This window comes from Acinetobacter cumulans (genome assembly GCF_003024525.3).
GTDB classification, from domain to species: domain Bacteria; phylum Pseudomonadota; class Gammaproteobacteria; order Pseudomonadales; family Moraxellaceae; genus Acinetobacter; species Acinetobacter cumulans.
The window spans coordinates 2554765-2569516 of record NZ_CP035934.2 but is presented as its reverse complement, the minus strand read 5'-3'; the positions used below and the strand labels follow the sequence as shown (position 1 = coordinate 2569516).

Here is a 14752-nt window from a genome sequence, read left to right as displayed (position 1 = left end):
AGCAATTGTCTAAATAGTTTAAATAATTAACAATAAAAGAGGGCCCTCGGGCTCTCTTTTTTTATGCTTGAGTCATTCAAAATGCCAAATCCAAACGCTGAGCTAGCCATACAAATTTTAAATGTGGTGAAACTGATTCCGTATGGCAAAGTTGCAACTTATGGTCAGGTTGCGAAGCTTGCAGGCTTACCTAAACATGCACGGATGGTAGGGCGGGTTTTAAAATACCTAGACAATGAACAAGCTATTCCATGGCATCGGGTAATTAATGCACAAGGGCGTTTTAGTGTTGTTGAGCTAAATGCACAGGGTATGAATAAACAACAGCAATTGTTATTGCAAGAAGGTGTAACTGTTATTGAGGGGCGGGTGAATTTAAAACAATACCAATGGCAACCATAAAAAAACCTCTTCAAAAAATTGAAGAGGTTTTAGTGTCATTAAAGCGTTCTTGAAAGCAAAAAAAATCGTGAAAATCTAAGCTAAGCTTTCAAGTGCGACAGATTACTTACGTACAATTAGTACAGGTGCTTGAGCAGAACCCAACACACTTTGTGCAACACTGCCTAAGAAGAATTTTTTCAGACCAGTACGCCCATGTGAGCCAATAATAATCAGATCCGCCTGGATTTCATCTGCAGCTTTCGCAATTTCACTATGCACAACTTGCCCTTCAAGAAGTTTTGATTCAACGTTCAGGCCTGTGCCTTCAAATTTAGCCAAGGCTTCATTGAGTGTGGCTTGAATTGAAACACGTGCGCGCTCAATTAATTCATTTGTTTGCGATGCGCTAATATATTCTGCTGCAATATATGGGTCTAAAGTGAGGACTTGAACCACCGTAATTTTACTTTTAAATGCTTGTGCAATTTCGATGGCTTTATCTACTGCGGCATAAGAAGTTTCTGAACCGTCTACAGGAACTAAGATATTCTGAAAAGTCATGTGAATACTCCTGATCTAAATATAAATTTATAGAGAAATTAAAATGGTTTTAAAGCTTATTAATTGAGCATACCTAAGTTTTAAATAAAATAAAACCTAGTAAATACATAGGGATAATTATTATTGATGAGTTAAAAAATGATGTGTAAACAGATGCTTGTGGATGATTTTGGGTTGAATTAGAAATATCTTGTTATTTAAAAAAATTAAAATAAAAACTTAGCGCTGGAAGATATAGAGAATAAAAAATTTAGCCTCAAACTTAAGCTTGAGGCTGAAAATGTAACGGACGATTAGTCACACTGAATTTGTGTGGCATCGAGTTTAATTTTGGGTGCCAATTGCGCATAGCTGAGAAGTACTTTTGCGGTTTTTTCACCAAAAATTTGTTGCTGAAGCTGTTGAATTTGCTTTTGGCTTAATCTTTGCGAAGCACAGCTTAATGCAATTTGATTTTCACGTGCCAATTCTAATTGTTGCTCTGTATTTAAATCAGCAAAGCGCACGATTTTTTGTTGTGCACGACTCAATTGCGCCATACTGCGTTTTTGTTGCATGCTGAGGAAGCTGTGATGGTTGATCCACTGTGCAACATCACGGCGTACACCGTTGTAATCGACAAAAATAGGCGAGATGATTTGACAGCCTGTAAATAAGCACATGCTCAAGAGCAGGATGAAAATTTTTTGCTGCATACTGTGGCCCTCAGCGGATTTAAAAGGAATTAAGGATAAAAATACGTGAAAAAAATACTAAATACTGTTGAATTTGTTTGTTTTTTGGCTGAAACAATCACATTTGATTAAACACTAAACATTTGCGAATAAAAATGCTTGACGCTGGGGGGCTAAATTTAGATAATGCCCACACAGTTTACGGCTATGTAGCTCAGTTGGTTAGAGCACCGCACTCATAATGCGGGGGTCACAAGTTCAAGTCTCGTCATAGCCACCATTTTTATAGACCAAGCTCTCAGCTTGGTCTCTTTTTTTGTGCTTTAAAAAAGTATAAATAATTCAGCACAAATAAAATGAAAATTCTGTATTTATCTAAATAGATGATGCTGTTGTACTTCGGTTTAAATTTAACTGAGTTCAGATCTAAAAAAAGCCCAAACACTAAGTTTGGGCTTTTTTATATTGCGCATCTGCTGTATTTAATTAGATGCCTGGTTTCCAGCCATTAACGATTGGGTAACGGCGTTCACGGCTAAATGCGCGTGAGCTAATACGTGGGCCAATCGCACCTTGACGGCGTTTGTATTCATTGAAATCTACTAAGCGAATGATTTTTGCAACCACTTCAGCATCAAAGCCTTTGGCAACAATATCATCTTGGCTCATGTCTTCTTCAATGTAAGCATACAAAATCGCATCCAATACATCATAAGCAGGTAAAGAGTCTTGATCGGTTTGATCTGGACGTAATTCTGCTGAAGGTGGGCGCGTAATTACACGTTCAGGAATAACAGGGGATTCTGCAATGCTGTTACGGTATTTAGCCAATTCAAACACGATGGTTTTGTATACGTCTTTTAATACCGCAAAGCCACCGACCATATCGCCATAAAGCGTGCAATAACCCACGGACAATTCAGATTTGTTACCTGTAGACAGTACCAAGTTGCCAAATTTGTTTGAAAGCGCCATTAATAGCGTACCGCGTGAACGCGCTTGCAAGTTTTCCTCTGTAGCATCTGCTGGTGCATTGCCAAAGAAAGGATAGAGCGTTTGCATAAAGCTGTTCACAATTGGATTGATTTCGGCAATACCAAAGGTCACACCCATATTTTTCGCTTGTTCAGCAGCATCTTCCACACTGATTTGTGCAGTATAGGTATACGGCATCATTACGGCTTGTACTTTGTCTGCGCCAATGGCATCAGCAGCAATCGCCAACGTTAAAGCTGAGTCAATACCGCCTGATAGGCCAAGAATTACACCTTTAAAACCAGAGCGTTGTACATAGTCGCGTGTTGCAAGTACAAGGCTTTGGTAAATTTCAGCCATGGTTTCAAGTACAGGAGCAATTGAACCAGCTTTAAAGGTTTTTTGTGCGCCATCGTATTCTGCAATGTACAGCTCTTCTTTAAAGCTTGGTGCTTGTAGTGCAACTTGACCATCTTTGTTCATCACAAAGCTTGTACCGTCGAAGACGAGGTCATCTTGTCCACCGACTTGGTTACAGTACACCAAGTTAATGTGCAATTGTTTAGCCAAAGCACTCATGGTTTCAACGCGATGCTGTGGTTTACCTACTTCATACGGTGAGGCATTTAATACCAGTACAGTTTCTACGTTGAGTTGAGCCAGCTGCTGGACTGTTGGTAAAGACCATACGTCTTCACAAATTAAAATACCAAATTTATGGCCAAAGTATTCAAACACAAGGTGTTGATGTCCTTCGCTGAAATAACGTTTTTCATCAAATACGCTATAGTTTGGTAAATTTTGTTTGTTATATACACCCAAAACTTGACCGTCTTTCATAACGGCAGCTGAGTTATAGCGGTGGCCATCTTCAGTCGTGTTGACGAAGCCAAAAACCAAAACGATATCTTTAATTTCTGCTAATTGATCAAAAGCGAGTTTAGTGCGTTTATTTAAGCTAGGGCGTAGCAATAAATCTTCAGCAGGATAACCTAGCGTTGAAAGTTCTGGGAAAACAATAATATCGGCATTTTGTTTTTTAGCTTCATTTGCTTGCTCGAGCATTTTTGCAGTATTAGCTTCTATATTTCCAATATGTGGAGAGAATTGAGCAAGTGCAATTTTAAAACTATTCATTCCAACTAAATCCTATTCCTATAGGTGAATACACTTAAATTACTGATATTTTTATTATAATAATCCAGTGGAGTGTATTTGCGGATTAATAAACAACGAACTTAAATGCGAAAATTGACATATAAAATGTGTGCTTGAAAATTACTGGCGACGCATAAATTAAGTCTCAGCTATTCTAGCTGAATTTAACATAGATACTAGGGGCTATTTATATCATTTCAAGCTCAAAGCTTGGAGCTTGTCCTAAAAATGTGAGTTTTTGGAGATTTTAAAGGTTAATTTTTGCTAAATATGCGGAGGGTATTTGTGTATTTATGGGGTCTAATAATAGTATATTTTTTAAATCACTTTATATTTCATTATTATAAATAAAATTAATGATATAAAACCGTTCATTATGGTTGAAGAATAATATTTGGAATTTTCTTTAAGAAAATATCACGCGCGATATCACCTTGTTGTTCAATATTATAGCAAGCAAAGGCTTTGTGGGCTTTAAAGCGGTAAGCATAGGGATTGTATTTTCGTGCAGAGAGAAAATAAGCCGTTTGCAACAAGGCACCGCGGAGTAAAACATTGATGCCTTGCTGGTATTGATAAATATGCGTCATTTCATGAATAAACAGTGCTTGGTACGCTAGGCTGGCTTGGCTATAGTCAGCTTTATAATGCCGATTATGTGCATGAATATCACCACAAGGTGCCATCACGACCCAAGGGCTTTGCCAAGGGACAAACAACTGATTCATGATGCGCACTTGGCTGTAATCAATTAAGTCACCAAATACGCTTTGGCACAGTTGAACTTCTGCTGGCGTTAACTGTCGGCACTTAAATTGATCGAGTTTTAAAAAGGGCAGGAGCACAGACAGTATAGGCAACATAGTTAAATCGAGTAATACACTGTGGTTATTAATAGCAGTCTGTGGTGTGGCTTTTCAAGTGTAGACCGCAGAAGGTTTCATCTCTAGAACATGAAAGTTACAATAGTGCGGTCTCACTCAGGTTTTAAGCACTATGAAAAAACGTATTCACACTCTCATTTCTGCCATGAGTGAGCACATGTATGAGCGTGAACAGATTATTGCCCTGAGTTTGCTTGCAGGTGTGGCGGGTTTAAATACCTTTTTATATGGTCCACCCGGTACAGCTAAAAGCTTGATTTCGCGCCGTGTGTCGAGCGCATTTGAAATTACAGAATATTTTGAATATTTAATGAATCGCTTTAGCACGCCTGAAGAAATTTTTGGTCCTGTGTCAATTAAGGCGCTGAAAGAAGATCAATATATTCGTAAAACTGAGCATTATTTGCCGCGTGCTGAATTTGCATTTTTAGATGAAATTTGGAAAGCCAGCCCTGCGATTTTGAATACCTTACTGACTTTGGTGAACGAACATAGTTTTAAAAATGGTGACATGATTCAACACGTACCACTAAAAGTCCTTATGAGCGCTTCAAATGAAATACCAGAAAGCGATCAGGGACTTGATGCACTTTATGATCGTTTTATCTTACGCTTGGTAGTGCCTCCCATACAGCAGGTCAATCATTTTCATGCCTTGTTGCAAGCCAAGCCTGTAATGGCAAAGCCTGAAGTCGACAGCGCACTTAAGATTAAAAAGCACGAGCTTGATGAGTGGCGTATACAGATCTATGCAGTGCAGTTACCTGATGCTGTTTTAGCTGTGTTTGATGAAATTAAACAACGTTTAGCGCTGAATCTGGATGAACTTGATATTTATGTGTCCGATCGACGTTGGCAACGTGTGGCTTATTTGGTTAAGGCTGCTGCTTTTTTAGACCAACGCAGTCAAGTTGCGCTAAATGATTTGTTTATCTTGCAGCATTGTTTATGGACTCAACCCGAGGAAATTGAACTTATTGCTCAAATTGTCGAGGAATCAATTTTAGAGTTTGGCCTAAAGCATGCCTCAGCATTAGATGAATTAATTGTAGAAAAAGAACAGTTAGAACAAGACATTTTAAATGCCTTTTACTATACCGACGACGTGTATGAAAGTTATCTCATAGCTGATACTGAATATTTGCGTGTCACGATGAATTTAGATGAACATTATAAAGATCGAACTTTGTATTTGGCACTGGATAAAATGGGCACCAATAAAGACTTTTTTGCTGTAGATGTTACTGGTGAAGAAGTGCGCGGTATTGTGTGCAATTATAACGGTGGTCGTCGTTGTACCTTAAAGGGTGGCTACTATGGTTTGGAAGAAGTGGTGACGCCTTATATTAAATATCCAAAAGGCAGTCTGCGCAATGTGGTAGATGATGCACAAGTGGTGCAATTGAAAGCACAGATTAAACAGCTCACAGCGAAACTACAACAAGATGCTATGCAACAAGCGCAGGCTTTTGCACATGAGCAACAAGCCTTGCAATCAATATTTGTGTTGCCTGCGCAGGCAGAAAAATTGGCTCAAGGCATGCAAGCAAGAGAAGCGCTGTATCAAATCCAACAACAGGATTGTGTACGTTTGGAACAGTTATGCCAGCGCTAAAAACAGCATCGGCACGGCAAACGCATGCTTCTATTCAGCGTTTAACGGATCAGCTCTATAGTGAGCTTGGGCAATCGAGTGTTAAGCATTGGCTAGATGATCGTAAAGTGGTACAAAAGTTAGATGAGCGTGTGCATGAATGGGCTTATCAGGCTAAAAATAATTTAGACACGCAACATCCTTATTTGGCTGAAGTACAACAGTTTGAGTTTTGGATGGCACAGCCAGAAGTGAGTGCCACGCAATTCAAGCAGATGCAACAACAGTATCAGGCCATGACGGAACGTTTGCAGGACACACCGCTTTTAGATGCATGGCACTATGCAGATGAACCACTGAATGACAATCGTAGGCAACTGCATTTTCAAATATTGAAAGATAAGTGGCAACGTAAGTTAACTGAGGCGATTGCACATTGGGAATTTGAACAATTGGCGCTGATGCGTGATGCATTTTTACAAGATATTCAGGACTTTTTGTTGTCCTTACAAAAAATGTCGAAACATCAAGATAGCTTAGGTGCAGATACGGGTATTTTTATTGATTATTCCAGTGGGAAACTGAGCCCACAAGCGGTTGAAAAATTTGCAGAATGGAGTGAATACTTAGCCAGTGATGTTGCTTTGCAACGTTTGTGTAAGCTGATTGGTTCAGCACAGCCGACACACTTTGCACGTAAGCGTATTGCGACACAGTGGCATAACCAGCCTGATAGTGCTGTTGTTCAGCAGGCTTCAGATGAAATTGCAGGTATACAATTAGGTCGAGAGCTGTCGTGGGCACTGCCGAATGAACTGGCTTTGTTGGCAGATCCTGATTTGCAGATTCTATTTGATTTAAAATATCTTGAATCCAATATCAGTAGTTTTCATTTGCAAGGACAGCAAGCCAGTCGAATTTTTCATGATGCAAAACCGAAGCAAAAGCCCGTGGGTAAAAAAGGTCCGATGATTGTCTGTCTAGACACCAGTGGGTCTATGCATGGTCAGCCTGAACTGATTTCGAAAGCGATGTGTTTGTATTTATCTATACAAGCACTGCGTGAAAAACGTCCCATGTATTTAATTAACTTCTCGACCCATTTGACGGCTATTCAGTTAAAAAAAGGGCAGGCGCTTGATGATGTGATTGAGTTTTTAAGCCAATCTTTTCACGGGGGCACCGACATTATTCCAGCCATGCAACATGCAGTAGATATGCTAGAACAGCCCACCTTCCGCCAAGCGGATATTGTAGTGATTTCAGACTTTATTATGGGTCAGTTGGGTGTAGAGCTGATGCAAAGCATTGAACAACATAAACAGCAAGGTACAGGCTTTTATGCTGTGGCTATTGGTAATTTTAGATTTGATCATTTAGATCAGGGTTTATTTGATCATCAATGGATTTATCAGTCGGCAACTGGCAAGGTGATTGAGCTTCCTAACAAGTCAGTACGAGAGATACCTTTAAAATAGGGCGTGACCTGAACTGATAAGAAAATGGTTTTTAAAGAAAAATAATTGAAAAAATTGTTAGACATGCGTCGAGATAGGTAAAAAATGCCAATCTAAAGACGATTTTTGCAAATGGATTGCATAGCCAGTTGGCTTACTTTTTTTACATCGGTTGGTGTATTGCGTACACCACATTGGCGTATTTCGCAGATCGGATGCGAATAAAAAAGAGTAAGCATTATGCAAATGATTAGCCCAATTAAAAAAGCACTGTCTAAGGTATTTACCACTCCTATATTTGATGAAAATAGCCAATCGAATGTTGTGCCAATTCGTCACATGAAATTTGATTTTGAGCCTCAAAAAATCGATGAAAAATTTTATATGAATGCAGAATTGGCCAGCGCTTATTTTGCCTCATTATCAATTTTTTTGACTCGCGGTGAAGACCTTGTAATTGATACCGCGCGATTTCACCGTGATTTCATTCAAGACCCTGTGCTCAAGCAACGCGTGACCTCACTCATTGGTCAAGAAGCTATACATTCAAAAATGCATGAAGAGCTGAACGAAGCTTATTTACAACGTGGCTTACCTGTGACGATTTTTCGTAAATTAGAACATTATGTCTTTGCTTATGGTTTTGAACGCTTACCACAACCAATGAAGCTGTCATTGATGGCTGCAATTGAGCATTTTACAGCGGTATTGGCTGAGTACATGATGAATCATGAAGAGCTATTTTTTAAATCGAGTGATGAGAAGCAACGTGCCATTTGGATGTGGCACATGCTAGAAGAATCAGAGCATAAAGATATTGCCTTTGATGTATTTCAGGTTTTATCCAGCAATTATGCATTGCGTGTGGCAGGCTTTTTTCCAGCCCTGATCACGATTCTCGGCTTAATCTCAGTTGGTGCTTTCTTTGTGCCGTTTTACCGCAAGCCATCAAACTTAATCAGTCTGAGTTATTGGAAAGATGTACCGCGTAGTTTCCAGTTGATCTTTGGCTTAAAAGACGGGGTTTATGGTAGCAGTATTGGACATATTTTTGACTATTTGCGTCCGAGCTTTCACCCGAATGATCACGATACCTCGGTGTTTTTAGAATATTACAAAGATCGTTTATTAAACCCAGAAACAGGGGTGTTAACGCCGTATTTTACCAAAGAATTTACGCCAGCGTTGCGTGTGTAAGTGCAGATTGAGATAAGGACATATCGATGGGATTATTTAGTCAAAAGAAAAAGCCAAGTCACCAAGCATACGCAGTTGTAACAGGTGCAGGAAGTGGTATTGGACGTAGTTTTGCACTTGAGCTGGCACAGCGCGGTGGTCAAATTGTATGTGCAGATATTAACTTAGAGGCAGCGCAAGAAACAGTAGAGCAGATCCGTAGCAAAACCGGTCAACAAGCTTATGCCGTACAGTGCGATGTGGGAAATAAAGAGTCGGTGCAGGCTTTGGCATCAGAAGCTGAAGCTTTGCTTGGACATCCTGTAAGTTTGTTAATTAACAATGCAGGCGTGGGCTTGGGCGGTAAGTTTGAAGAGGTTTCTCTAGAGGATTGGCAGTGGTGTATGCATGTCAACTTATGGGGGGTGATTCATGGTTGCCACTATTTTGTGCCGAAGTTTAAGCAACAAGGTTTTGGTGCCATTATTAATGTGGCATCTGCTGCAGGTTATACCGCAGCGCCCGAAATGACTGCATATAACGTGACCAAATCGAGTGTGTTGGCATTGTCTGAAACCCTAGCTTCTGAGTTACACGCATCTAATATTCGCGTGAATGTGCTTTGTCCTACCTTGGTTCCAACCAATATTATGAAAAATGGCCGTTTACCGAGTCGTTATTCGGGTATGGCCGATAAATTATTGATGCAACATGCTTTTACCACCAGTGATGCGGTTGCAGCGAAAACACTGAATCAATTGGATGCAGGCAAGCTGTATACCATTCCGCAACCCGATGCGAAGTTATTTTGGTGGTTAAAACGTGCTTCACCAAGTTTGTACGTCAAGCTTTTAGGTTTGGGTTATCCCATTTTTAGTAATTTGACCAAATAAAAAAGTGAATAAAATGAATATGGAAACACAATTAGATCTAGCAGATGAATCTCAGGCCGTATCTGAGCAAGGCGATTCAACACAAGTGAAAACAAAGACAGTGGCGAAGACTGATAGCGCTAAAGCTACAAAAAAAGCAGTTGAAAAAGTACTGCATACTTACGACACAATTGTGATTGGCGCGGGAATTTCAGGAATTGCCGCTGCACATAAAATGCAACAAGCAGGCTATGACAATTATCTTGTGCTCGAAAAAGCAGACCGTGTGGGTGGAACATGGCGTGATAATAATTATCCAGGCTGTGGCTGTGATGTACCTTCAGCACTGTATTCGTTTTCATTTGCACCGAGTCATCAATGGAGTCATTTGTTTGCCAAGCAACCTGAAATTTTAAGCTACTTAGAAGGCGTGGTAACTAAATTTAAGCTACAAGATAAAATTCAGTTTAAGCACGAACTGCTGGAAGCAAAATGGGATGCAAAAGCGCATGTGTGGAATTTGGAAACCTCACAAGGTGCATATCGAGCAAAAACTGTGATTTTTAGCACTGGCCCGATTACAGAGCCATCTTTACCAAAAATTAAAGGTATTGAAAGCTTTAAGGGTGAAATGTTTCATTCTGCGCGCTGGAATCATGATTATGACCTAAAAGGTAAGCGTATTGCGGTGATTGGCACTGGTGCTTCTGCAATCCAATTTATTCCACAAGTACAGCCTTTGGCTAAAGCGTTGGTGGTATTTCAGCGCACAGCTCCTTGGGTATTGCCAAAAGCAGACATGCCACTGGGCAATAAAACCAAAGCATTGGTCGAGCGATTCCCTGCCATTCAGCAAATCTGGCGTGGTAGTGTGGCGCAGATTTTAAATGGCATTAACTTTGGTTTACGTCATCCTAATTTTTTAGAGCCTGCGAATTACCTCAGTCGCCAATTGTTAAAATTGCAAATTAAAGATGACACACTCAGAGAAGCCGTAACCCCCAATTTCTCGATTGGCTGTAAGCGACTTTTATTTGCCAATAACTATTATCCTGCATTGCAACAAGACAATGTTAAATTGGTGCCGCATGGTTTAGTTGAAATAGACGGAAATACCGTCATTGCAGCCAACGGTGAGCGCTTTGAAGTGGATGTAATCTTACTGGGTACGGGCTTTGAAGTGGCTCATCCGCCTATTGGTCAGCGAGTTTGGGATACGGACGGTATTCGACTGTCGGATCGTTGGAAAGACAGTTCTCCTGAGGCGTATTTGGGGGCGAGCATTGAAAAAGTACCGAATGCATTTTTGGTGCTAGGGCCAAATATTTTGGTTTACGATTCATTTATTGGTATTGCAGAAGCACAGATTCAATACATTGTGGATGGGCTACTTCAAATGAAACAGCAGGGCTTAAATCAAATCTCAATTAAGCCAGATGTATTGCGTTACCATAATGTGAAGTTACAAGCCAATCTGCATAAAACCGTATTTAATGCAGGCGGATGCTCAAGTTATTATTTAGATCAAAATGGCCGAAATTTTGCTGCATGGCCGTGGTCCTTAACTGAGTTAAAAACACGCCTACAGAAGCTCGATTTATCGCGTTATGATGTTACTTAAAGCTAAAAAACAGATTTCATTAAAAGCCTGAGTATATCTCAGGCTTTTTTATTTATCGTTTGAATGGGTGCTTCGATAGAATTTAGCTCTTTTTGATTCCGCTTGAATATGCCGAGTACTTAAAACGTCTTAAACGCCTGCCTAAGCTAGCTAATGAGGATTGTGCGTGGGAATCTTAAAATGTTTGTGGTTGCGCTGATATGAGCGCGTAGGCACATCATTGGAGTGACTTAAAAAGCAATATACAGATTTAATTGTTCAGATATAAAAAAACCGCCACAAAGGGCGGTTTTTTTATATCGAAGAATTCTTGCGAATTAACGACCTTGGATGTCGCGTTCAACTTCACCAGTGTAAAGCTGACGTGGACGACCAATTTTGTAAGGTGCGCTGTGCATTTCTAACCAGTGGCTGATCCAACCAACAGTACGTGCAAGAGCGAAGATTACAGTAAACATTTCTGTTGGGATACCAATCGCTTTAAGGATGATACCTGAGTAGAAGTCTACGTTAGGGTAAAGGTTACGTTTGATGAAGTATTCGTCAGAAAGCGCAATACGTTCAAGTTCCATAGCCAAAGCAAGTTGTGGATCGTTGATACCAAGTGCAGTTAACACTTCGTCACAAGTCTCTTTCATTACTTTCGCACGTGGATCGAAGTTTTTGTAAACTCGGTGACCGAAGCCCATAAGTTTAACTTCTTTAGTTTTCACTTTTTCCATGAACGGAGCAACGTTCTCTACAGTGCCGATTTCATCAAGCATCTTAAGAACAGCTTCGTTTGCGCCGCCGTGAGCAGGGCCCCAAAGTGCAGCGATACCAGCAGCGATACATGCGTACGGGTTAGCACCAGTAGAACCAGCTAAACGTACTGTAGACGTAGAAGCGTTTTGTTCGTGGTCAGCATGAAGCGTGAAGATACGGTCCATTGCTTTCGCAAGAATAGGGTCAACTTTGTAGTCACGATCTGCTGGAGTAGCAAACATCATGTACAAGAAGTTTTCTGCATAGCTTAAATCGTTACGTGGGTAAACGAATGGTTGACCTACTGTGTATTTGTAAGTCCAAGCAGCCAAAGTAGGTACTTTAGCGATTAAGCGGATTGCAGTGATTTCACGGTGGTCAATGTTTTCAACATCGAAGCCGTTGTGATAGAACGCAGAAAGCGCGCCAACAACACCACACATGATCGCCATAGGGTGCGCATCACGGCGGAAGCCATTGAAGAAACGGCTAACTTGGTCGTGAACCATAGTGTGGTTACGAACTTTAGCATCAAATACTTCTTTTTGTTCAGCTGTTGGAAGCTCACCATTCAAAAGAAGGTAACAAGTTTCTAAGTAGTCTGCTTTAGTTGCAAGCTGAGCGATTGGGTAACCACGGTGTAAAAGAACGCCTTTACCGCCATCGATGAATGTGATTTTAGATTCACATGCAGCTGTAGATACAAAACCAGGATCAAAAGTAAAGTGACCTGCGGCCAATACATCTTTAACGTCGATTACATCTGGGCCCAATGTGCCGCTGTAAATTGGTAATTCAATTTCTTTGCCATCAAGCTGTAAAATAGCTTTCTTGCCAGTTGCTTCAGACATTCAATAGATCTCCTGTCCCGGTGAGTGTTTATCTGACTCTTAATGCTAATATTTTAATGCGAGAATCAGACGGATCAAAATTTGCTATAAGATTAGTGAGTACTGAAATTTTGTCAATTATACTTATGGATAAAAGTGCCACCTTCACACAGGTTTGGTCATCTCTTTATCCAACTTGAAATGAGTCAATTACAGCATCGACGCAGTATGATAAGTCAAATTAGAGCAGAGTTGCAGACTTAAATGATGTTGCTGCTTTATTTGTAAACAAATTTTAATTGCTAAAAACTCTGAATGTTTCTTATTAATCAAGTCATATTATGACTTAAATTATTATAATTCTCGTAACTTACAGGTTTGTGATTCATGAAAGTGTCGTTTTATTACTCATAATTAAAAGCGCTAAATAGAAGTTGTAAAAAAGTTTGTTTGCTCAAAAAATGACTTATTAAAAGTATAAAATTGGGTGTTTAGTATTCGATTTTTAATTTTTTTGCCAGTTAAATGGCAGTTTTTAGCGTTAAAATTGTGCAAAACATAGAGTTATTCACAGACTAAGTTGTTATTAAGTCACGTGATATTTCACAAATGTTTTTGAAAATAAATAATAAGTATTTAGTTGCTAAATAATGGTGTTGGATAAACTTATGTTTTTGATTAAAATAAAGAGGGGACAGACATAAACTTTTTTTGTGCTTTAGTCTAAAGTAAAAAACAACTATTACAACGCCAAAAACTATTAATGAAAATAACATTTAATATTTGAAAACCAATAACATAGTGTTTAAATCTGATCTTTTTACATTGTTTTTATGTTTAAATTAATTGTTAATGATTCTTATTTAAGGATTTTTTTGATTATTTCCTAAATGGCATTGTTTGTATTTTGATAGTTCACGTTTTATAATTCAGTGTCGTTAAAAGTTTAGGTCTTATTTATCTAGCTTTAATATATAAATAAGTCCGAACAATGCCAGCTTTCCTTCGAATTAATTCCAACAAACTCCGGATGGAGTTTTTACTTACAGGATGCCCGCTGTGAAAAGCAACAGACCTGTCAATTTGTCCATGGGTCAAGTTTTATCAGTAAACTTAAAATCCCCTGTGGCTATTGCATCAATTTTACACCGTCTTTCAGGTGTTATCGTATTTTTACTTGTACCGGTACTGCTTTGGTTATTAGACAAATCATTGTCTTCACCAGAAGGCTTTGCAGCGGTTCAAGAAATCTTTAATGGTTTCATTGTTCGCTTCATCGTATGGGTATTTGTAGCCGGTTTAATCTATCACTTTATTGCTGGTGTTAAGCATTTGCTTGCTGACGTTGGCGTAGCGGAAGAGCTACAAAGTGGTCGTACAGCAGCTACTATCGCATTAATCTTGTCTGCAATCGGTATTATTGCGGCATTTGTATGGATCGTACTCTAATGAAAAGTGCTTCAGGTTTTTCGGGTTCAGGTTCTCGTGATTGGTTTGTCCAACGCTTAAGTGCTGTGGTACTGGCTGTATATACTGTTGTTGTCTTTGGTTGGATCCTTTGCAACAGTGGTTTTACATTTGAACAGTGGTACGGCTTTATGATGACATTACCAATGAAGATTATGTCTTTATTGGCTGTCTTATCTCTTGTTGCGCATGCGTGGATCGGTATGTGGCAAGTATTCACAGACTATGTGACTACTCGTCAAATGGGTCCTTCAGCAAATGGTCTGCGTTTAGTGCTGACTTCTGCAGTTATTATTGCTGTATTTGCATACGCAATCTGGGCGATCCAGATTTTTTGGGCGAATTGATAGGAAAC

General features: G+C 39.5%; 13 protein-coding genes and 1 tRNA gene. 9 read left to right on the top strand and 5 right to left on the bottom strand.

The features are described 5' to 3' along the window. The first annotated feature begins 81 nt into the window (after nucleotides 1-81). Nucleotides 82-402, top strand: a complete 321-nt coding sequence (locus C9E88_RS12175; protein WP_106985740.1) for an MGMT family protein — start codon at nucleotides 82-84, stop codon at nucleotides 400-402. Nucleotides 403-504: 102 nt separating this feature from the next. Here the strand turns inward: C9E88_RS12175 and C9E88_RS12170 are convergent, their stop codons facing one another. Both C9E88_RS12170 and C9E88_RS12165 read right to left on the bottom strand, forming a co-directional pair. Further along, nucleotides 505-945 (bottom strand): universal stress protein, encoded by a 441-nt coding sequence (locus C9E88_RS12170; protein ID WP_106985737.1) that lies wholly within the window; start codon nucleotides 943-945, stop codon nucleotides 505-507. Between the two features lie 293 nt (nucleotides 946-1238). Beyond that, nucleotides 1239-1640, bottom strand: a complete 402-nt coding sequence (locus C9E88_RS12165) for a hypothetical protein (RefSeq protein WP_106985736.1) — start codon at nucleotides 1638-1640, stop codon at nucleotides 1239-1241. Nucleotides 1641-1822: 182 nt separating this feature from the next. On the opposite strand from C9E88_RS12165, the gene C9E88_RS12160 reads away from it, so the two are divergent. Further along, a tRNA-Met gene (locus C9E88_RS12160) sits at nucleotides 1823-1899 on the top strand. Between the two features lie 206 nt (nucleotides 1900-2105). Here the strand turns inward: C9E88_RS12160 and C9E88_RS12155 are convergent. Together C9E88_RS12155 and C9E88_RS12150 are read right to left on the bottom strand one after the other, a co-directional pair. Next, entirely contained in the window at nucleotides 2106-3731 is a 1626-nt protein-coding gene (locus C9E88_RS12155; RefSeq protein ID WP_106985735.1) for an NAD+ synthase, read from the bottom strand. A 395-nt stretch (nucleotides 3732-4126) separates the two neighbouring features. Continuing rightward, on the bottom strand, nucleotides 4127-4615 hold the full coding sequence (locus C9E88_RS12150; RefSeq protein WP_106985734.1) for a hypothetical protein: 489 nt from the start codon (nucleotides 4613-4615) through the stop codon (nucleotides 4127-4129). Nucleotides 4616-4748: 133 nt separating this feature from the next. Between C9E88_RS12150 and C9E88_RS12145 the strand changes: the two genes are divergently transcribed. The 5 genes from C9E88_RS12145 (at nucleotide 4749) to C9E88_RS12125 (ending at nucleotide 11356) form a co-directional block, all read left to right on the top strand. Next, on the top strand, nucleotides 4749-6251 hold the full coding sequence (locus tag C9E88_RS12145; RefSeq protein ID WP_106985733.1) for an AAA family ATPase: 1503 nt from the start codon (nucleotides 4749-4751) through the stop codon (nucleotides 6249-6251). Continuing rightward, nucleotides 6239-7708 (top strand): VWA domain-containing protein, encoded by a 1470-nt coding sequence (locus tag C9E88_RS12140; protein WP_106985732.1) that lies wholly within the window; start codon nucleotides 6239-6241, stop codon nucleotides 7706-7708. Before C9E88_RS12145 ends, C9E88_RS12140 begins: the two co-directional genes overlap by 13 nt. Before the next feature lie 219 nt (nucleotides 7709-7927). Next, nucleotides 7928-8884: a metal-dependent hydrolase gene (locus C9E88_RS12135; protein WP_106985731.1), complete on the top strand. Its 957-nt coding sequence runs from the start codon at nucleotides 7928-7930 to the stop codon at nucleotides 8882-8884. 26 nt (nucleotides 8885-8910) lie between these two features. Then, nucleotides 8911-9756 carry an SDR family NAD(P)-dependent oxidoreductase gene (locus tag C9E88_RS12130; RefSeq protein ID WP_106985730.1) on the top strand — a complete coding sequence of 282 codons (846 nt, stop codon included), beginning with the start codon at nucleotides 8911-8913 and terminating at the stop codon, nucleotides 9754-9756. A gap of 13 nt (nucleotides 9757-9769) precedes the next feature. After that, nucleotides 9770-11356 carry a flavin-containing monooxygenase gene (locus C9E88_RS12125; RefSeq protein ID WP_106985729.1) on the top strand — a complete coding sequence of 529 codons (1587 nt, stop codon included), beginning with the start codon at nucleotides 9770-9772 and terminating at the stop codon, nucleotides 11354-11356. Between the two features lie 317 nt (nucleotides 11357-11673). On the opposite strand, the gene gltA is transcribed toward C9E88_RS12125, so the two are convergent. Further along, on the bottom strand, nucleotides 11674-12951 hold the full coding sequence (gene gltA, locus C9E88_RS12120) for a citrate synthase (protein ID WP_106985728.1): 1278 nt from the start codon (nucleotides 12949-12951) through the stop codon (nucleotides 11674-11676). Nucleotides 12952-13980: 1029 nt separating this feature from the next. Here gltA and sdhC point away from each other — a divergent pair. Both sdhC and sdhD read left to right on the top strand, forming a co-directional pair. Further along, entirely contained in the window at nucleotides 13981-14379 is a 399-nt protein-coding gene (sdhC, locus tag C9E88_RS12115; protein WP_130125670.1) for a succinate dehydrogenase, cytochrome b556 subunit, read from the top strand. Continuing rightward, the gene (gene sdhD, locus C9E88_RS12110) at nucleotides 14379-14744 is read left to right on the top strand and encodes a succinate dehydrogenase, hydrophobic membrane anchor protein (RefSeq protein WP_106985726.1); all 366 of its coding nucleotides are present in this window, start codon (nucleotides 14379-14381) and stop codon (nucleotides 14742-14744) included. The genes sdhC and sdhD overlap by 1 nt, the downstream gene beginning before the upstream one ends. Nucleotides 14745-14752 lie beyond the last annotated feature (8 nt).